At 57.3% G+C, this 17,979-nt stretch carries 16 protein-coding genes and 1 pseudogene; 7 read left to right on the top strand and 10 right to left on the bottom strand.

The features are described from left to right. Nucleotides 1–57: 57 nt before the first annotated feature. Entirely contained in the window at nucleotides 58–474 is a 417-nt protein-coding gene (locus IGS16_RS12025; RefSeq protein ID WP_297085720.1) for a hypothetical protein, read from the bottom strand. On the opposite strand from IGS16_RS12025, the gene IGS16_RS12020 reads away from it, so the two are divergent. From IGS16_RS12020 to IGS16_RS12005, 4 genes are all read left to right on the top strand, one after another. Beyond that, nucleotides 475–831, top strand: coding sequence for a peptidylprolyl isomerase (locus IGS16_RS12020; protein ID WP_297085718.1), 357 nt, complete (start codon nucleotides 475–477; stop codon nucleotides 829–831). A 141-nt stretch (nucleotides 832–972) separates the two neighbouring features. After that, complete coding sequence (locus IGS16_RS12015; protein ID WP_297085717.1) at nucleotides 973–1,293, top strand: hypothetical protein; 321 nt, start codon at nucleotides 973–975, stop codon at nucleotides 1,291–1,293. Between the two features lie 136 nt (nucleotides 1,294–1,429). After that, on the top strand, nucleotides 1,430–2,518 hold the full coding sequence (locus tag IGS16_RS12010; RefSeq protein WP_297085715.1) for a class I SAM-dependent methyltransferase: 1,089 nt from the start codon (nucleotides 1,430–1,432) through the stop codon (nucleotides 2,516–2,518). A gap of 801 nt (nucleotides 2,519–3,319) precedes the next feature. Then, nucleotides 3,320–5,032 (top strand): tetratricopeptide repeat protein, encoded by a 1,713-nt coding sequence (locus IGS16_RS12005; RefSeq protein WP_297085713.1) that lies wholly within the window; start codon nucleotides 3,320–3,322, stop codon nucleotides 5,030–5,032. A 133-nt stretch (nucleotides 5,033–5,165) separates the two neighbouring features. Here IGS16_RS12005 and IGS16_RS12000 read toward each other — a convergent pair whose 3' ends face one another. From IGS16_RS12000 to IGS16_RS11985, 4 genes are all read right to left on the bottom strand, one after another. Beyond that, nucleotides 5,166–5,699 carry a serine O-acetyltransferase gene (locus IGS16_RS12000; RefSeq protein WP_367185787.1) on the bottom strand — a complete coding sequence of 178 codons (534 nt, stop codon included), beginning with the start codon at nucleotides 5,697–5,699 and terminating at the stop codon, nucleotides 5,166–5,168. A gap of 179 nt (nucleotides 5,700–5,878) precedes the next feature. Then, nucleotides 5,879–6,649 carry a hypothetical protein gene (locus IGS16_RS11995; RefSeq protein ID WP_297085709.1) on the bottom strand — a complete coding sequence of 257 codons (771 nt, stop codon included), beginning with the start codon at nucleotides 6,647–6,649 and terminating at the stop codon, nucleotides 5,879–5,881. A gap of 5 nt (nucleotides 6,650–6,654) precedes the next feature. Then, on the bottom strand, nucleotides 6,655–8,214 hold the full coding sequence (locus IGS16_RS11990; RefSeq protein WP_297085707.1) for an AMP-binding protein: 1,560 nt from the start codon (nucleotides 8,212–8,214) through the stop codon (nucleotides 6,655–6,657). Between the two features lie 223 nt (nucleotides 8,215–8,437). Continuing rightward, entirely contained in the window at nucleotides 8,438–9,571 is a 1,134-nt protein-coding gene (locus IGS16_RS11985) for a cob(I)yrinic acid a,c-diamide adenosyltransferase (RefSeq protein WP_297085706.1), read from the bottom strand. Nucleotides 9,572–9,774: 203 nt separating this feature from the next. On the opposite strand from IGS16_RS11985, the gene fraC reads away from it, so the two are divergent. After that, the gene (gene fraC / locus IGS16_RS11980) at nucleotides 9,775–10,362 is read left to right on the top strand and encodes a filament integrity protein FraC (protein ID WP_297080633.1); all 588 of its coding nucleotides are present in this window, start codon (nucleotides 9,775–9,777) and stop codon (nucleotides 10,360–10,362) included. Between the two features lie 9 nt (nucleotides 10,363–10,371). Then, nucleotides 10,372–10,559, top strand: a pseudogene (locus IGS16_RS11975) (IS1 family transposase); the annotation flags it as partial. A gap of 55 nt (nucleotides 10,560–10,614) precedes the next feature. Here the strand turns inward: IGS16_RS11975 and smpB are convergent. From smpB to IGS16_RS11960, 3 genes are all read right to left on the bottom strand, one after another. Next, the gene (gene smpB / locus IGS16_RS11970) at nucleotides 10,615–11,079 is read right to left on the bottom strand and encodes an SsrA-binding protein SmpB (protein ID WP_068511064.1); all 465 of its coding nucleotides are present in this window, start codon (nucleotides 11,077–11,079) and stop codon (nucleotides 10,615–10,617) included. A gap of 33 nt (nucleotides 11,080–11,112) precedes the next feature. Next, entirely contained in the window at nucleotides 11,113–11,379 is a 267-nt protein-coding gene (locus IGS16_RS11965) for a YciI family protein (protein WP_068511065.1), read from the bottom strand. A gap of 193 nt (nucleotides 11,380–11,572) precedes the next feature. Next, entirely contained in the window at nucleotides 11,573–14,974 is a 3,402-nt protein-coding gene (locus tag IGS16_RS11960) for a hypothetical protein (protein WP_297085704.1), read from the bottom strand. A gap of 266 nt (nucleotides 14,975–15,240) precedes the next feature. Between IGS16_RS11960 and IGS16_RS11955 the strand changes: the two genes are divergently transcribed. Continuing rightward, nucleotides 15,241–16,830: a glycoside hydrolase family 57 protein gene (locus tag IGS16_RS11955; RefSeq protein WP_297085701.1), complete on the top strand. Its 1,590-nt coding sequence runs from the start codon at nucleotides 15,241–15,243 to the stop codon at nucleotides 16,828–16,830. 140 nt (nucleotides 16,831–16,970) lie between these two features. Here IGS16_RS11955 and IGS16_RS11950 read toward each other — a convergent pair whose 3' ends face one another. Next, nucleotides 16,971–17,276 (bottom strand): hypothetical protein, encoded by a 306-nt coding sequence (locus IGS16_RS11950; RefSeq protein WP_297085699.1) that lies wholly within the window; start codon nucleotides 17,274–17,276, stop codon nucleotides 16,971–16,973. A 312-nt stretch (nucleotides 17,277–17,588) separates the two neighbouring features. Continuing rightward, nucleotides 17,589–17,930: a hypothetical protein gene (locus IGS16_RS11945; RefSeq protein WP_297085697.1), complete on the bottom strand. Its 342-nt coding sequence runs from the start codon at nucleotides 17,928–17,930 to the stop codon at nucleotides 17,589–17,591. Nucleotides 17,931–17,979: the final 49 nt, after the last annotated feature.

The raw sequence follows: 17,979 nt of genomic DNA, 5'->3' as shown, positions 1-17,979 counted from the left end.
CTGCTTCCCTCCTGGCTTTCATCTCAGCCTGCCACCGTTTTGTCAGTCAAGCAGGGGTCAAGCCAAAAAGTCCCAACAGTGTTTGGGTAAGATGCAAACTTTAAGTCGCGGTAGATTTGGGTCAGCAGTTCGAGGTTCCGAAAGGTGTCGGGGGGCGATCGCCGAAAGGTACGGGTGCTGAGAGATGAAGGGCGATCGCCCAGAGGTGCGGGTGCTGAGAGATGAGGGCGATCGCCCAGAGGTTTCGGTGTTGGGAGATGAAGGGCGATCGCCGAAAGGTACGGGTGCAAGGAGATGAAGGGCGATCGCCAGGAGGTTTTGGTGTTGGGAGATGAAGGGCGATCGCCAGGAGGTTTTGGTGTTGGGAGATGAGGGGCGATCGCCCGCTGGGTGAAGCTGCAAAAGTTTAAGCAAACCCAGTGGCAGCATAAGCTCGACCATTACTTCTTGCAGCGCAAAACGCAGATCGATCAAGTGATTTACTCATTGATTCGGACACAGGATGCCGACCTGGCCAACGAGCTATATTTTCGTCTGCTCGAGGGGGAGCAAACCTTTTCAGACCTGGCCGCGCAATATTCCCAGGGTTCCGAAGCGGCAAAGGGCGGATTGGTAGGCCCGGTAGAAATCGGCGCTTATCATCCCAGCTTTGCCTATGTCTTGGCGACCCGCGCAGCTGGCGACTTGGTTGCGCCGCTATCGCTCGAAGATTGTGTGGTGATCATTCGCATTGAGCAAAAGATTCCCGCCCGATTTGACGAAGCGACTCAGCAACGCCTGCTGGATGAACTGTTTGCTGCGTGGCTCGATGCAGAACTGCGGGCCAGCTAGGAACTCTACCGGATCGCTCTGGGAGCGCTTTTGGAACGGAATGGGATCGCCTGCTTCGATAGCTTAGAAGCAGAGCAGGGGAGATACCCGACTCAACTCAAACTTAAGTAAGCCATATCATACCTTGTCAAAGGAAGCGCCATGCTGATCAAACTCTCATACTTTTTGCAAAGCGTGCTGCTGACGGGCGCCCTGATGACCACGGCGATCGCCCCGCCCAGCCTAAGCCTAACAACCGCAATTCAGATTGCTCAAGATTGCGTGGCATCCGGCGGCATTTATCATACTCTGGCTGCTGGGCACTGGATTTGTTTGTATCCGACTCCCGATCAGACCGGAACGCTGGGACTGTATTGCAATGTCGTGCAGACGTGCGATCGCCTGATGCAGACTCGCCACCCAGACCACACCGCCCGCCTGTTGTGGGAACCGATGATTCCAACTGAACGCATTGATGACTAAACGATGACTGAACGATTTCACGATTCAATCTCGTCATTAACTTATCTAACCTGCCGTAACGAGTGAGAGGCGCTCCACAGAGTTGCCACCCCTCGGCTCGTCAAAACAGACCCCTGCAAACCCTGAGGATACTTCTATGACAACGCTACAACCGATTGAGCAATCCCGATTTGACCTAGCTAGAGCTGAAGCCTTTGCCGAAACCCTGGTAGGCACGTTGAACAGCGGCGCACTGGCGCTAATGGTTTCCATTGGACATCGCACCGAACTGTTTGACACACTTGCAGAACTGCCGCCCGCCACCAGCCAGCAAATTGCTGACACAGCGGGGCTGAACGAGCGCTATGTGCGGGAGTGGCTGGGCGCAATGGTGACGGGTCGCGTGGTGGACTATGACTCGTCCACTAAGACCTATAGCCTGCCTGCGGAACACGCTGCATTTCTGACGCGGGCCGCTGGATCAGACAATATTGCCGTTTTCGCGCAATATATTCCCCTGCTGGGCGCTGTTGAGGATGCGGTGCTGGAATGCTTCTATAAAGGCGGCGGCGTTCCCTATTCTGCTTACAAGCGCTTTCATGCCGTGATGGCCGAAGACAGCGGGCAGAGCGTGGTGTCGGCGCTGTTTGACCATGTGCTGCCGCTAGTGCCGGGGCTGATGGAGGATTTGGAACGCGGCATCGACGTGCTGGATGTGGGCTGTGGCAGCGGTCGCGCTCTGATCCACATGGCGCAGGCTTATCCTAATAGCCGCTTTACTGGATATGACTTTTCCGCAGAGGCGATCGCCATTGCGAATGCATCTGCACAGCGATCTCTCCTGTCGAACGTCCAGTTTCAGGTACAGGACGCTGCACAGCTTGAGGAGGGCGATCGCTACGACTTCATTACCACCTTCGACGCAGTTCACGACCAAGCCCATCCTGATCGAGTTCTCCGCAATATTCACCGTGCGCTTCGTTCGACGGGCACGTATCTGATGCAGGATATTCACGCCGCTACGGACGTGGGTGGGAATCTAGAGCATCCAGTGGGAACACTGCTGTATACCATCTCTTGTCTACACTGCATGTCCGTCTCTCTTGCCTACGGCGGCATGGGCCTAGGTGCAATGTGGGGACAGGAAAAAGCCCTGCAAATGCTGGCAGAGGCCGGATTTGAAACGGTGGAAATCAAGCGGCTGGCGCACGACTTCCAAAACGATTACTACATCGTTCGCAAGTAAGCTAATCCTTAACCCCTTATGTGTACCCTTTGCTCACTGGCGGCACGGTTTCAGCGTGCTGATGGAGACGCTTTGTCTTGGTTCAACGTGGCTCAGTTTTCAGCAGCATTGCAATCTTCGCAAACCGAGCGCAGTGCTGCTGAAACCCTCCCTCAATCGGAAGCATCTCCCAACCGTGCAAACGCAGCATTCCCCATGTCAGTTTACTCATCCAAAACCATCCTTCTTTCCCGTCTGAAAACCCAATCTGGAGGCAGGTAATCATGAAGCTTTACATGCTAAATATTCAGTCTTGTTATCATCTTCTGAATACCGCTAGAAACGCTAAGCGGAAACCAAAAGCGTATAGCTGGCTGAATGCTTTTTGGAGGGCGATCGCCCAACGATTGACCAACAGAAATGAGCCTCGGATTCAAACCATTGAAACACCTATAGGGCAGACGATTTGGCAGATCTATGACCCAATCACGGGCCACAAAACCCGGTTCAGTACTGAAGCAGAGGTGCGAATTTGGTTGGATCAGCGCTTCCAAAATTAGCCCTTGTCCAAAATTAGCCCTTGAACGAGACGGTGTTCGCACGAAGCGCGATCGCACTGCCCTGCGCCACAGCTTGGAAAAATGTTAGGACTGGGCAAAGGATTGCAAAGAGCAAAAGATTGCAAAGAATTGACTACCATCAATTCTAGCCACTTTAAGAACAACCAAATCTCTACACGGGTTGCGTAGCTGTCTGCATCAGACTGCATCATTTTAGGTCAAATCATCTCTTCAAGTCTTTAGAACTTCGGAGGCAAAATCGATGAACCGGATCAAACTCTTTCGCGCAATGCTGTTTGTCGCAACGCTCATTCTTTCACTGGGATTTCCTATCCACGGAACGGATGCGGGAACGGCGATCGCTCATCCAGAACACGCCACCCAGGAACATCTCGCAGTCGCCACTCCATCCCTCACGGCTCCCCTGTTTGACAACCTAGGCGATCACCATCACCCTATTTCCACCCGCAATCCCCTCGCGCAACGCTATTTCGACCAGGGACTCATTCTGTCCTACGGGTTCAACCATGCCGAGGCGCTGCGATCCTTTCAGCAGGCTGCCGAACTCGACCCCACCTGCGCCCTCTGCTACTGGGGCATGGCCTACGTGCTGGGGCCCAATATCAACGCCGCGATGGAAGATAGCGACGTGCCGACGGCGTGGGCCGCGATTCAAAAAGCCGTGCAACTGGGCGGCAATGCGAGCGATCGCGAACGCGCCTATATCCACGCCCTCGCCACCCGCTATGCGCCAGAACCCGTAGAGGACCGTACCGAACTCAATCTCGCCTATGCCAATGCCATGCGCGATGTGGCGCAGCGCTATCCCGATGACCCAGACGCGGGCACGCTGTTTGCCGAAGCGCTGATGGACACGACCCCGTGGGACTATTGGGACGAGTCGGGCAATCCCACCGACGCAGGCGCAGAAATTATTGCCACGCTGGAATCGGTGCTGAAGCGGTTCCCCAACCACGTCGGCGCATTGCACCTCTACATTCACGCAGTGGAGGCGCAGCGGCCAGAACTGGCAGCCGACGTGGCGGATCGCCTGCGGGATTTGAATATCCAAACCAGCCACCTGCTCCACATGCCTGCTCACATTTACCTGCGGGTGGGGCGCTATCACGATGCGGTGGTGGCCAATCAGCGGGCTGCCGCTGCCGACCGGGAATATGCCCAGGCGCATCACCCCGACGGCATTTTCCGAATTGCCTACATGCCCCACAATCACCATTTCCTCTGGTATGCGGCGATGATGGCTGGGCAGCGGCGGGTGGCGCTGGAGGCTGCCCACAACACGGCGGATTTTGTCGAGCGATCGCTCTGGAAAGAACCGGGCTACGGCACGCTGCAACACTACGCTGTGATTCCGCTCTATACCTACGTCAAGTTTGGCCTGTGGGATGATATCTTGGCGGAACCCAAGCCGGAGGCAGATCTGGTCTATCCGACGGGCGTGTGGCACTTTGCACGGGGCATGGCGCTGGCGGCTAAGGGCGAGGGGCAAGCAGCCGCGCAAGAACTGAAGACCCTAAAGGCGATCGCCGCTGATCCAGCCCTAGAAGGGGTGACCATTTGGGACATCAACTCGACAGCAGATTTGCTGAAGATCGGCGTGGAGGTGCTGTCGGGCGAACTGGCCGCCAAGCGGGGCGATGTTTACGGGGCGATCGCCCATCTAGAAGCAGGCGTGGCGTTGCAAGACCAGCTTAACTATGACGAACCCGCGCCCTGGTATTCGCCCGTGCGCCAAAACCTGGGAGCGATGCTGCTGCAAGCCGGCCGCCCTGCGGAGGCAGAGCAGGTGTTCCGCGATGACCTAGCGATTTATCCCCACAACGGCTGGTCGCTCTACGGCCTGGCACAAAGCCTGGAGGCTCAGGGCAAAACAGACGAAGCCCGACAGGCCCGCGCCCAGTTTCGCTCGGCATGGCAACACGCTGATGTGATGCTGACCGCTGCCCGGTTCTAGCTGGATTTGCGATTTTGGGTGCTGGGTCAAGCCTCTACAAGGCTCCTAGCCCTAGCACTTGCAGCGCCCCTTCAGAAAATTGACATCTGGAAACTGACATCTGGAGGAAGTGCTAGGGCGGCTTTGGGAATCGCTAACGGGTCGCCCCAATCAGGTTAGCGGACTTGATTTCTCTGGCGGGAATGCCCACCACCGTTGCACCAGGGCGCACGTCTTTCGTGACTACGGCATTGGCTCCGATGCGAGCGCGATCGCCAATTGTCACCGGCCGGATAATCTTTGCGCCCGCGCCAATATCCACCCCGTTGCCCACCTTCACCCCTGCCACCAGCGTCACCTGCTGCAAAATCAGGCAGTTTGCGCCCACCTCCGCATCGGGATGGATAATCACGCCGTTGGGGTGCGTCAGCAGCAGCCCGCCGCCCAGCTTGCAGGTGAGGTGAATTTCCGAAGCAGACACCACGCTCCAAAAGCGGTAGTGCAGCACGGCGACCTTGCTGCCCAATCGCCCCAACAGCCCGCCACGCCGCTTCCATTTTTGATAGCGACGAATCGACCGCAAAAGCTGCCGACCAGGGTCCCACCAGCGTTTTAGCTGTTCTCGACTCCAGTCGGGCTGGGCAATGGTCGATTCGATATTCCTAATTTTGTCCTTGAATTCGTCCATGAATGGAACGGTTCCCCGTGACGCACTGGTAGTGGCTGTCGAGCGATCGCCCATCGGAGGCATATCTCCGCAGCATCAGTTGACGCTCTGTTATCGCGTAGAAACACTGAGACGCAAAGATACTACCACAGTTCAATCGGGGGAATCGTTTTCACTGAGACATTGCCGTCGAGTAAGCCTCAGCGACAGCGCAAGGACTCAAAGACCTGCTGCGCGGTTTCTCTTGCATCCTGCCCAATCGCCATCAAGATGATCGAGTGGTTTTGCCCGTCTAGCTCAATGGTGGCTTCATAGCGAATGGCAGGAACAGGGCGAGGCGAGTCTATCAGCAGCGCCCGGCCCGATTCGATATTGATCACAGTGGGCACCTCGCAGAGAAATCCGGGCTGGTTGCGGCTGGTGGTGGGCTGAAATTCGCCCTGGATTTCGTAGGAAATAGAGACACCAGGCAGCGACAGCAAGCTAAAGTCTGACTCACCGTTTGCGTGGTTCATGCGAGAGCGGGCGCTGAGGGGGGCACGGGCGATCAGCAGTTCAACCCGCGTGCGATCGCCCGGACGGGTTGGCGATGGCTCTGCTAATCCCATTGGAACGCTGGAAGATCGGTTAGAAGACCCATCCGGTGGAACAGAAGGGTTCACGCTTGATGACACAGTAGGCTGAACGTTGGATAGCCCGTTAGACAATTCAGTGGGCGGCGCATTGGTCACCACGCCCATCTTGACGCTACCGATGTTAATGCCAAATAGCCCATGCACCTGTCCGGGAATGCGATAGTCCATCATGCTGCGGGCGATCGCCTCGGCCCGCGCTGGGTCAGTCGCATTGCGAATCGCCTTATCGCCCAGCCCCACGATGCCCCCCGCGATTACCAGCAGCCCGCCCAAGGCGATCGCCCCGCCTTCGCGCAGGCTCATCCGGTAGTCTGTTGGGGGAGTGGGTTCGTTCATTAGAGTCACAGGCGGTCGAGCAGTCGTTGCAGAGCGGGATAATCCACCTTGGCGTTGTGGCGCTTGTCTACCGGAATCTGGCAGGGGTGGAACTGATGAATTTGGGCCCAAGCCAGTGCGGTTTGCAAGTCCTGTAGCGCGGGCGATCGCGCTGCTTTGGGAAAATGCTCTGCCCATTCTATCAGCAGCACCCGCCGACCCTGATGCGCCACCAGCGCCGATCGATGAATGCCCGGTTGTGCCTGGGCTGCCGCCTCTACTGCAAAGGGATAAATCGTGCCCCAGGTGTCCGTCAGCTTGGCGCTGCATCGCCCCAACAGCCATAGCCGACCCTGCTCGTCCAGATAGCCCGCATCGCCCGTGCGGTGCCAGGGAATCCCGTCTACCCGAAACTTGGTTTCTGCGTCGCCCTGGCCGTGCAAATATCCAGGCAGCACATGGTCGCCACTGACGACAATTTCGCCGACTGCACCCGCTGGCAGGGTTTGCGCGTGCAGTTCGGCAGTGGTCATGGTCGGTATAGGCTGACCCCAGCGATCGCCCAAAATTCGCAGCGCAATCTCTGGCACCGGATATCCTGCCAGTAGCCCCTTTCCCTGGGTCATGCGGGCCAGGTCGTCGGGCTGAATTTCGTGATACGCAACGTGGGCAATGGGTTCCGCTTCGGTGGAGCCATAGACGGCCGTAACTTCCGCCAAGGGGGCGATCGCCGCCAGCCGTTGCAGCAGCCCCGGAAACACTGGCGCACCGCCCGTAAAAATACGGCGGAATTCGGGCAGCGTCTGCCCCGTCGCCTCGCATTCCGTCACCAGTCGCCCCAGCAGCGCCGGAGACGCAGCCGTACTTGTTGGTCGGTAGCGTCGGATATCTTGCAGCAGCCGTCTGGCGTTGACCTTGCCGGGATAGCGCAAGTCTACATTGGGCAGCAGGCTGGCGACACCCGACGCGAGGTTTGCCAGCACGAAAATGGGCAGCGTTGATAAATCAATCTCGCCCAGAGTCAGGTGCAGGCTGTGGGCCAGGGCACGGTGCTGGGCCAGGAGAAAGCCGTGGGTGCGGAGGGCGGCTTTGGGCTGGCCCGTGCTGCCGCTGGTGAAGGTGAGCAGGGCGGGGGTGGCGGTGGGAAGCGCAGGCGGGGTATCGGGGTCGAGTGGGGCTGTGGCAGAAAGGAGGCGATGAGTTGAGAACTTGAGAGGAATGCGGCGGAGGGCGGCAGATTTTAGCTGGAGCAGGTGGGCTTTGGGGGTAGCGATCAGGGCACGGGGCGGGTGCAGGGCGCAGCAGCGCTCCAGATGGTCGAGTCCGGCAGCAGGGTCGATGAACTGGGCGATCGCCCCCAGCCGAAACAGTGCCAGCAACACCGCATACAGCCGCGCCGACACAGGCACCAGAACCAGCGCCGCCTCGCCCGCCTGCAACCCCGCCTGCTGCAACCGCTCCGCAAGCTGCACCGACTGTCGCTCCAGCGCCGCAAAGGACACCGTTTCTCCCGCCTTCCCATCGATAATCGCAGGCGCATCAGGGCGTTCAGTAGCTTGTTGATGGAGCAAGGGGGCGATCGCCATTTGGCAAGTGTTGGAGCGTCAGAGCCTAGAGCTAGGTATCAGATCCTTTGTAAATAAGGCTACACCTTGAATGGCCCCTTTCATCGAGGGAACCTCCTGAACGCCAACAAAAAAGCTCAGATTCAAGCCCATGCACGAGCGATCGCCCGGAGGTGTCGGTAATGTTGATGGCGATCGCCTGTTGTCTCAGCCTGCGTTCGGCAAAACAGCAGCCCCTAATTCCCTAAAAATCGACCCCACGCTTCAGGTCGATGCCCTTTTCGGCATAGTGCTTATGGCAAAAGACCTCGGAGTGGATGCTGGCCAGGTCGAAATAGGCGGGAGGATGCTTGCAGCGTCCGGTGATGATCACTTCGGTATCGCGGGGCTTTCGCAGAAGCGCCTGGATAATCGGCTGCTGGGGCAGTAGCTCCAGATCCACCGTGGGGTTTAGCTCGTCGAGAATGATGGTTTTGTAAAGCCCGGAGGCGATCGCCGCCCGCGCAATTTCCCAGCCGCGTTCGGCTTCGACATAATCTAGCTCCTGCTGCTGTCCGCGCCAGACGATGGCATCGCGGCCGCAGCGCTGGTGATCGACCAAGTTAGGATAGCTCTGATGCAGCGCAGCGATCGCCGCATCTTCGGTATAGCCTGCACCGCCTTTGAGCCACTGCATGATCAGCACGCGGTGCGACTTGTCTTGACTGATGCCGCGCCCAATCGCCTGGAGCGCCTTGCCTAGGGCGCTGGTGGACTTGCCCTTGCCCGCCCCTGTGTAAATTTCGATACCCTCAATGCCGTGAGTGGCGGCGTTGGGATGAAAGTGGGGCTTCATTTCTGAGTGCAGGTCGGCAATGTCTAGGAGGGGTTGGGGTGCGCCGCGCCCGGTGGCGATGATTTCCAGATCTTCGGGCTTGTTTTTCAGCGTGCGAACCACGTCATCAATCGACAGCAGCCCCAGGTCCAGCACGGGGTTAAGCTCATCCAGCACGACGACGGAATACAGCCCAGAGGCGATCGCCCCCTTGGCCACATCCCAGCCGCGCTGTGCCTCCTGCTTGTCGAATCGGGTGATGTTGTCGGGGCCAAAGAACTCTGCCCGCCCTGTCCGCACCTGATCAATCAGATGGGGAAAGCCCCGCTGGAGCGCTTCGATGGCGGCATCTTCGTCGTAGGTGCGCCCTGGCCCTTTGAGGAACCGCAGCAGCAGCACCCGGGTTTGCGCCGACGTGCGAATGCCCAGCCCAATCGAGCGCAACACCACGCCCAGCGCGGCCTGCGACTTGCCTTTGCCCGCGCCGTCGTAGACATGAATTTGCCCCAGGATGCGCTCGCTGCGCTGCTGCGCCGTCCGAATGCCAACACCCGCTCTTGTCATGGCTCTAAGATAGTTTTGAACGCAGAATCACCGAACGCGAAATCACCGGAAGCAATCATCCTACCAAACGCTACACTCGGTCTTGAGAATTACAGGCCTTTTCCTCAGAATCTTCCTTAGGGGACTCTGGGATTAGGCATTGTCTGGGTAGGCACGCTACCAGTAGCGCCTCCGAACAACTCCTTACTCTATATAAGCAGGTAATGTTCGCATCTGTCTTGCCCCTGCGGGCGATCGCCTTCCAAATTTTGTTTTTGCTGATGGCGATCGCCATTGAATCCCATGTCTTTGCTGTGCAGCTCACCCTGCCGCCCAAGCAGACCAACGGCATCTCACCGCAGCAGTCGGTGCAAATTGCCGCCACGCTGAACCTGTTGACGGCGATCGCGGGCTGGTTTGTGTTTTTTAGCGTCCAACCCCTGCTGTCGCCGCTGCTCAAGCAGCAGTTGCTGGGCTTTATTTTTTTTGACCAGTGGTCTGCCGATGCCGCATTTCCCGCGATTCTGGCGGGTTTTCTGACGTTCTTTGCCAGCTTTGCGGTCAAGCTGCTAGGGCTGTCGGCGCTGGAATGGCTGCTGCTCTCCCCTGCCGAATGGGCCGCCCGCCGAGAAGCCTCTAGTCCCCGCTACCGTTCGGGGCAGGGGTTGCTGCGAGACAAAGACCGCGACAAAAAGCCCCCCACCAACCTGTCCAATACCCTCCTAGCGGCAAACGCCTTTAGCTACACAGCAATTTTGGCAGTGCTGTTTGCTCGCAGAATTGTAGATGAGGTCATTCTGCGAGTTGGCTGATCCGATCCAGCTATCGGTAGATCTCAACGGCGGCAAACAACCTTCATTTTGCGCTGGGAGACCCGTTTGGCAAACCAAGCCAGCCAATAGTCTCCCCCCGCCCCCGATCAGTCTGACCTCACGGTAGAAGGCGATGAAGTCTACACTCGTGTTGACAAGAACGCCCTCCTCCCAGTGAGTCTGAAGGATGGACGATTCAAAAGACCAGTACCTGACATCCAATCAGCAAAATAACAAAATAAAGCGGACTAACTACCGCTTCATTGCTCGCTGCATCTCGCGCTTGGCCTGCTTCTGCTTCAGGTCTTCGCGCTTATCGTGCAGCTTTTTGCCGCGTGCCAGCGCCAGAGAAATTTTGACCCAGCCGCGTTTGAGATACATCTTTAGTGGCACTAGGGTCAGACCTTGCTGTTCGACTTTGCCGATCAGCTTGCGAATTTCTTGGCGATGCATCAGCAGCTTGCGCGTGCGGCGGGGGTCGTGGTTGAAATATTGGCTGGCGGTGTCGTGGGGCGAGATGTGGACGTTGTGCAGCCACACTTCGCCGTTGCGGATGAGGGCGAAGCCGTCGCGCAGGTTGGCTTTTCCTGCCCGTACGGATTTGACCTCTGTACCGACTAGCTCAATGCCGGCCTCAAAGGTTTCCAAAATCTCGTATTCAAACCGAGCTTGTCGGTTTTCTGCTACCACTTTGTAGCCGTCGCCGTTGTCTACCATGCGCTCTCGCCCAAAATTACCCAATACCCGCCCTTACTCGACTACGATTTTCCACTCGTGTAGCTCGTAGCTGACGCAGCCATTTTGCACTAGGGGGTCTTGCGCCACGATCGCCCTGGCTTCTTCCATCGAGTCTGCCTGAAACAGCAGCATTCCCCCGCCCCGCTCAGCCCAGTACCCGGTTTTAGCCTGATGCCCTTTGGTGATCAGGTCGCGAACAAACTGCTTGTGGGCTGGCACAAATTGATCAAACGTTGCCTTGTCCACAAGCCCTTTTTCGATCTTGACGAACCAGGGCATGGTGAAGCTGCAAAGAAACAGAGGAAACAGGATAGCGCGAGACAAAGCGAAGCGCGATCGCCCCACAGGTTAACCATTTCAGCCCAGCATCGGCTCAGGGGTGTCGCTGCTCCACACCAGATGTAGAGCAAATTGAATCGCCCGAACCTCCAGGATATCGCGATCGCCCACCGTCTGGGGTTATGCGCTGGGCTTAAGAAAACGTAGAGAAGGGCGATCGCCCAGGGTTCACATCCTGTGACTGGGGCGACACCTCTACTTCGGGTGCGGGGGGCGGCTCTGGCTGCGTCAATTCTGTCCAGAGCGATCGCCCAACCAGCGCCAAGATCCACGCCAGCAGCGCCAGCAGCACTCCATACAGCAGATTGGTGGCGCGTCCGCCAGACGCTTCAGCCCGTTCCCCGGCTTCTGACTCATCGACTGTGGCCAAGTCTGGCACTTGGGGAGCGCTCGCGGGGTAGACAAAGGTATCCTCTGGCGGGGGCGGCGCAGGCGGAATGCCGTAGCTCCAGCCTTCCTCAGCAGAACTGAGCGGCGAAACGGGCGGATTTGCAGAGGCAGCGACCTCGCTAGCCAGCCAATCCAATTCCTCGCGGTTGAGGTCTGGTGACTGGGGCACAGTGCCAAACGAAGTTCCCGGATAGGTGCTGGGGTCTAGCAAGATGGTCGCTTCATCATCGTCCTCCAGACCAAACGTGGTTTCGGGCAGCGGGTCTGGCTCGTTCTGCCAATCGGCTGCGGGCGAACCCAGGTCAAACTCGTCTGGCCCATCCAGCCCAAAGTCATCGCCGCCAGCAGCTTCTGCTTCAGAGGGCTGAAACTCTTCACTCCCCAAGCTTTCCAGCCCCAGCCCCAGATTATCCATCTCGAAGCCACCGGACTCATCCAGGTCATCGACCAGCAGTTCCGACGGCAGCGTTTCTTCGCCAGGAGGCATCAGTTCTGTGGGAGCGGTTTCGTCTTCGAGGGTGAACTCGTTGGCTGGGGCACTGTCGTAGATGTTGTCAAAGGCAATCTCATCAAACTCAACGCCAGAAAGGGGTACGTCGAGAAAGTCAGGCGCGTCTAGCTCATCGTCTCGAATTTCAGACGAAGGAATCTCAGTGGGCAGTTGCGACAGAGGAACGTCTGAGGTTTCATTAAACAACTCGGCATCCAGCAGGCTGTCTGGGCCGTCAGAATTGTCTGGGTTGTCTAGATTATCCAGATCGAAGTCAAAATCGTTGGATACAGCAGTTGGGGGAAATTCTGGCGCAATGTTGTTTGCTGCCGACTCAAAGTACAGGTCTTGTGCTTCTAGCTCTAGATCCTGGGCGAGTCCGAGAGACTCTGGGGCGATCGCCCTGGCCCCCTCACCCTCCAACAGCCCCACCCCAGCAGCATCCAGCAGAGAGCCATTCAGTGTGACATCAATGGCAAATTCGGGCGGTAGCTCACTCAGCCAGGGCGCAGAGTCTCCCGCAGGCGCAAAAATCGGCGCAGCAGGAGACTCTGCAAAATCCGCCGGGAAGGGCGCAGGAGCAGACTCGCGCCCAAAGGTTTCGTCAAATCCGCTGGGTTCCGCCATCGGCAGATCAGTTTCCCAGTCGCCGCTGGTCAATTCGTCGGTAGCAAACTCGCTGTTGGCAAACTCATTGTCCAACTCTAGTGCGTCTGATTCAGATTCTGCCGCTGTCTCGAACGTCGTTTCCGCAGGCTCCGCTGGGTCAGCCGTAAAGTCTGACAAGTCTTCCCCGGTCAAATTGCCAAACTCTAGATCAGCATCCCAATCATCCCCGCCTTCGGTCGTCACGGGTGGCAGTTGGATGTCGTCCAGATCCAGCTCAAGGGACATTTCTTCGGCCACGTAGGGCGGTGGAGTTGGGGCTGGCTCGTCAAAGCCCGTAGAACTACCCCCTTCGTCAAACGAGGATTCTGGCAACAGGTCGTCGAATTGGGCTTCGGTTTCAAATCCAGCGGCGATCGCCCCCAAATCATCCTCCTCCTGCCAACTGTTTATGGCTGGCTCGCCCGTCGCCTCCAGTCCTGCAAAATCCCTTTCCAGATCACCAGAATCACCAGACACAGAGGATTCGATAAATAGCTCTGAACCGCTCGCGTCAAAGTCAAAATCGGCATCGCTCAGCGAAGCATCGTCAAAGTTCGGGCTGCCGAATTCTGTGCCGAATTCTGTGCTGCCAAACTCGGTATTGCCGAATTCTGTGCTGCCAAAGTCGGTATTGCCGAATTCCCCACTGCCCAACCCCATATCACCAAACTCTGCACCCTCCGGGGTTGATGGGGCTGAATCCCCAAAGTCCAGGTCTTCCAGACCCACCAGTGGCTCACTGGCGCTTGACGGGGTGCTGAGTTCGTCAAAGTCCGTCAGCGGGAAATCGACTTGTTCGGGAGTCAGGTCGAAACTGCTGTCTAACGTCGAACTGGATGGCTCCAGATCGGGCAAGCCAAGGTCAGGCTCGTCTGCGTTACCCAACGGCTCCATCGAAAAATCGGATGAGAAATCGGACGACAAATCGGCAGATAGGTCAAACTCGTCTGGCTCCAACCCCATACCAGGATTCGATTCTCCGGTTACCGCGTCGATTCCCGAAAACTCGTTGTCCATTCGGGCCAGGTCACCTTCCAGCGAGCCGAGATCGCTGAGCATCTCATCTGGCGCGTCGAGCGACCAATCTTGTGTCGATTCCAGCGCATCCAAATCCGAAAGCAGTGCGTCGCTTGATGGTTCATGCATTCCCGCATCCAGAGGGGCGCTGGTGTCACTGGTATCCAAGGTGCTGCCAGAGAAACCGCTATCCGCAAAGGCGCTGTCAAAAGAACCCGTGTTCTGTTCAAATTCTGAAAAATCACTGTCCAGGTTTAAATCGGACAAGCTGCTTTCTATAGCATCCAGTCCGCCCAATCCCAGGTCATCTGGCTGGAAATCTGCCATCGGGTCTGGTTCCAGATCGGCTCCCAAATCCAGATCCGCCAGTAGGTCATCGGGCAGATCTGCTGAGCTGGTGTCATCGGTGGCGATCGCCTCCAGCGAAAAATCCCCCGAAAAATCGTCGCCCAGAGCAGGCAAATCGCCCGATGCGAACTCATCTTCAAAATCCAGCGAGGGGGGTTCCAGCGACAAGCCCTCTGGCTCGAAGGTGAGATCAGGCGGCGGCGCGGTCAGTTCTGAGAGAATATCGCCGACGGGGTTGGGGGCGGGCGCAATGTCGTCTAGCCCGTCGAGGGATATGCCTGCGTCGTAGGGCGAAGGAGTAGGCTCTGATGGCTCCAAATCACCCAGCCCTAAATCGCCCAAATCGGTGACCTCGATTTGTAAGTCCTGCGTCCAGGCAGGTTCGGCCATGCCAAACTGCTGCCCGGCAATCTTGACCAACTGGATTGAGGACACACCTAGGTTGCTGATGCCGTTCTGCACAAACGCAGTAAGCACCTGGCGATTGGGCACCTGCTCTGCTTGCAGCGTGACATACAGGCAGGTTCCCTGGCGATCGACCGAGGCAGTCATGCCGCGCGGCTGTAGGGAGCGATTCATGAGCGTGGCGATCGCCTGTGGGTCACCTTGCTTCGCGAGTTCAAGCAGGTTCGTTTGTGCCATATCTCATCCAGGTTGATCCGTCGCGTGATAACTTTTGCTCTACGATACTTGGAGATAGCCCAGCCGGATCGATTTTTTTATTTAACTCACTCTAGCCCACGAACCAAAGTTGCTGCTTGTGATACAGTCCAGCGCCCTAGCTGCCCGCAACTCTGTTAAGAAGTTCAAGAAATGCTTAATTAATCGTTATACATACACTGCTCTAAAACTGCCATTATCCGGCTCTTTGCCTGACTTGCCCACTCGCCCATCCACCTGCCAATCCCATGAGCATCGGATACCTTGCCTTCGTCCTCCACGCCCATCTGCCCTTTGTGCGCCACCCAGAGAGCGACTATGTACTCGAAGAAGAGTGGCTCTTTGAGGCGATTACGGAAACGTATATCCCCCTGCTTCAGGTGTTTGAGGGGCTGAAGCGCGATGGCGTTGATTTCAAGCTGACGATGAGCATGACACCGCCGCTGGTGTCGATGTTGCGCGATCCGCTGCTGCAAGAGCGATATGACATCCACCTCGCCAAGCTCGAAGAACTGGCGGAGATGGAAATCGAACGCAATGCCCACACCGGTCACATGAAATACCTGGCCGAACACTACGCCGCCGAGTTTAACAGCGTGCGCCAGGTGTGGGAGCGCTGCAATCATGACTTGGTGGGCGCGTTTAAGGTGTTTCTGGATTCCAACAACCTCGACATCATTACCTGCGGGGCAACCCACGGCTATCTGCCGCTGATGAAGATGTATCCGCAGGCGGTGTGGGCGCAAATTCAGGTCGCCTGCGAAAGCTATGAGGAACATTTTGGGCGATCGCCCAACGGCATCTGGCTACCGGAATGCGCCTACTACGAAGGCGTGGAGCGGATGGTCGCCGATGCAGGTGTGCGCTACTTCATCACCGACGGCCACGGCATTCTCTACGCCCGCCCGCGCCCCCGCTTTGGCACCTACGCGCCGATTTTTACGGAAACGGGCGTCGCCGCCTTTGGGCGCGATCACGAATCGTCGCAGCAGGTCTGGTCATCGGAAGTGGGCTATCCCGGTGCGCCAGAATACCGCGAGTTTTACCGCGACCTGGGCTGGGATGCCGAATATGAATATATCAAGCCCTACATCATGCCCAACGGCCAGCGCAAAAACGTCGGCATCAAGTATCACAAAATCACCGGGCGCGGGCTGGGGCTGAGCGACAAAGATCTCTACGATCCTTATTGGGCGAAAGAAAAAGCAGCAGAACACGCAGGCAACTTCGTCTATAACCGCGAACGCCAGGTCGAACACCTGCACGGCATCATGCAGCGCCCGCCGATCATCGTGTCGCCCTACGATGCAGAGCTATTCGGCCACTGGTGGTACGAGGGACCCTGGTTCCTGGACTACCTCTTCCGCAAGTCCTGGTTCGACCAAAACACCTTCGAGATGACGCACCTGTCGGACTATCTCAAGGATCATCCGACCCAGCAGGTCTGTCGCCCGTCTCAGTCAAGCTGGGGCTTCAAGGGTTTTCATGAATATTGGCTGAACGACACCAACGCCTGGATCTATCCCCATCTGCACAAAGCCGCTGAGCGGATGATCGACCTAGCGAAGCGCGAACCTGCCGATGACCTGGAATGGCGGGCGCTGAACCAAGCAGCGCGGGAACTGCTGCTGGCGCAATCCTCCGACTGGGCGTTTATCATGCGGACGGGGACGATGGTGCCCTATGCGGTGCGCCGGACGCGATCGCACTTGATGCGGTTCAACAAGCTGCGCGAAGACATCCTAGCGGGCAAAATCGACAGCGGCTGGCTGGAAAAAGTCGAGGCGATCGACAATATCTTTCCCAATGTGAACTATCGCGTCTACCGCCCACTCTAGTCCACCCCTTGCCATGCAAACGCTTCCGCCGACGCAGAATCAGCGAATCGTTCAATCTGGGCGCACCTGGGAGCAGTTCAAGCTGATCCAGGAAGCCAATAAGCTTCGGATGAGCTTTATTCCGCAAATCTGTCCTAAACTCAAGCGGCTAGTTGCAGCGTGCGGGAGGGCTGGCTATCGGCGTGCAGCGCGGCAATGGGAGACAACAGCATATTCACGATTGCATCGCTCGACGCTAGCGTGCCCTCTTGGGTAATGTGGCAGGTCTTCCACCAATCGGCCTTGTGGCTGTGCAGCGCCGCCAGCATTTGGGAATAGCGGCCGCCGCGCTCATCTACCACGCGGCACGACATCCGCAGATAGGACACGACTCTCAGTTGCAGAGGCACATCGGTTTGCTGAAGCTTTTGGCGGATGATTTGCAACTTTGCGTCTAGGCGAGTCATGGCAATGTCCTCTTGTTGATTTGATCAGTTGAATTAGGCTGGGAAATTAGTTGAAACTGGAAGCTTAGTTGAAAGCGCTATGCGTGTCTCGGAGTGATGATTCTTTTATAGGATTTTCCTTGGGAGACATCGATATGGAAAAGTTAGGGACTTTGAGGAGTTGACCAGGGGCGATCGCCCTGCTGGAGTCGGAAAAGTTAAGGTCGCTGAATTAAACAAACCGCCAAGACGAAGCACGACTTGTGCAACCTCTCAGCGGCTTGAATGGGCTTGGTTCAGGGATAGTGGGTGATGGAATTCTGATGGAATTCTCTAGGCAGACGGACGCACGTCGCGAGCCAGTTCCCGGTAGTCGGCAGGGTCGCCCCCGGCTGCGGGCAAACTGTCATCTTCTGAAGAAATGTTCACGTCTTCCGGCTGAGCCACCTCATGCTGAGGGGCAACCTGCTTCGCTGCTTCGTCAGGGCTGAGCGTACCCTGGCTCATGGCTTGCGCCGCTGCATAGTCTTTGTCCAGATCTAGGTTCTCTTCGGGCGACTTTTCTTCACCCTCGGCGATCGCCGCCCTGGTTTCCCGCGCATCAAAGCTTTCGGTCTTGTCTGACACCGTGTTGGCGGGAACAATCGGTGTGGAATCGGTAGAGTCGGTGGTCATGATTAAACGCCTCATTTCGCAATGCTAGTACGCTATCAAGCTGCACTCA

Origin of the sequence: Thermoleptolyngbya sp. C42_A2020_037, from assembly GCF_015272455.1 — a bacterium.
In the GTDB taxonomy this organism is placed as follows: Bacteria; Cyanobacteriota; Cyanobacteriia; order Elainellales; family Elainellaceae; genus Thermoleptolyngbya.
Note: the sequence above shows the minus strand (reverse complement) of the source record. Positions and strands in the feature narration are given on the sequence as shown.

Bases quoted from the DNA above. Each gene is read 5' to 3' on its own strand.
- IGS16_RS12015 (WP_297085717.1), top strand. From the start codon at position 973: ATGCTGATCAAACTCTCATACTTTTTGCAAAGCGTGCTGCTGACGGGC.
- IGS16_RS12000 (WP_367185787.1), bottom strand. From the start codon at position 5,699: ATGGACGAATTCAAGGACAAAATTAGGAATATCGAATCGACCATTGCC.
- IGS16_RS12005 (WP_297085713.1), top strand. From the start codon at position 3,320: ATGAACCGGATCAAACTCTTTCGCGCAATGCTGTTTGTCGCAACGCTC.
- IGS16_RS11955 (WP_297085701.1), top strand. From the start codon at position 15,241: ATGAGCATCGGATACCTTGCCTTCGTCCTCCACGCCCATCTGCCCTTT.
- IGS16_RS11965 (WP_068511065.1), bottom strand. From the start codon at position 11,379: ATGCCCTGGTTCGTCAAGATCGAAAAAGGGCTTGTGGACAAGGCAACG.
- IGS16_RS12010 (WP_297085715.1), top strand. From the start codon at position 1,430: ATGACAACGCTACAACCGATTGAGCAATCCCGATTTGACCTAGCTAGA.
- IGS16_RS11995 (WP_297085709.1), bottom strand. From the start codon at position 6,649: ATGAACGAACCCACTCCCCCAACAGACTACCGGATGAGCCTGCGCGAA.
- IGS16_RS11985 (WP_297085706.1), bottom strand. From the start codon at position 9,571: ATGACAAGAGCGGGTGTTGGCATTCGGACGGCGCAGCAGCGCAGCGAG.
- smpB (WP_068511064.1), bottom strand. From the start codon at position 11,079: ATGGTAGACAACGGCGACGGCTACAAAGTGGTAGCAGAAAACCGACAA.
- IGS16_RS11950 (WP_297085699.1), bottom strand. From the start codon at position 17,276: ATGACTCGCCTAGACGCAAAGTTGCAAATCATCCGCCAAAAGCTTCAG.
- IGS16_RS11960 (WP_297085704.1), bottom strand. From the start codon at position 14,974: ATGGCACAAACGAACCTGCTTGAACTCGCGAAGCAAGGTGACCCACAG.
- fraC (WP_297080633.1), top strand. From the start codon at position 9,775: ATGTTCGCATCTGTCTTGCCCCTGCGGGCGATCGCCTTCCAAATTTTG.
- IGS16_RS11945 (WP_297085697.1), bottom strand. From the start codon at position 17,930: ATGACCACCGACTCTACCGATTCCACACCGATTGTTCCCGCCAACACG.
- IGS16_RS11990 (WP_297085707.1), bottom strand. From the start codon at position 8,214: ATGGCGATCGCCCCCTTGCTCCATCAACAAGCTACTGAACGCCCTGAT.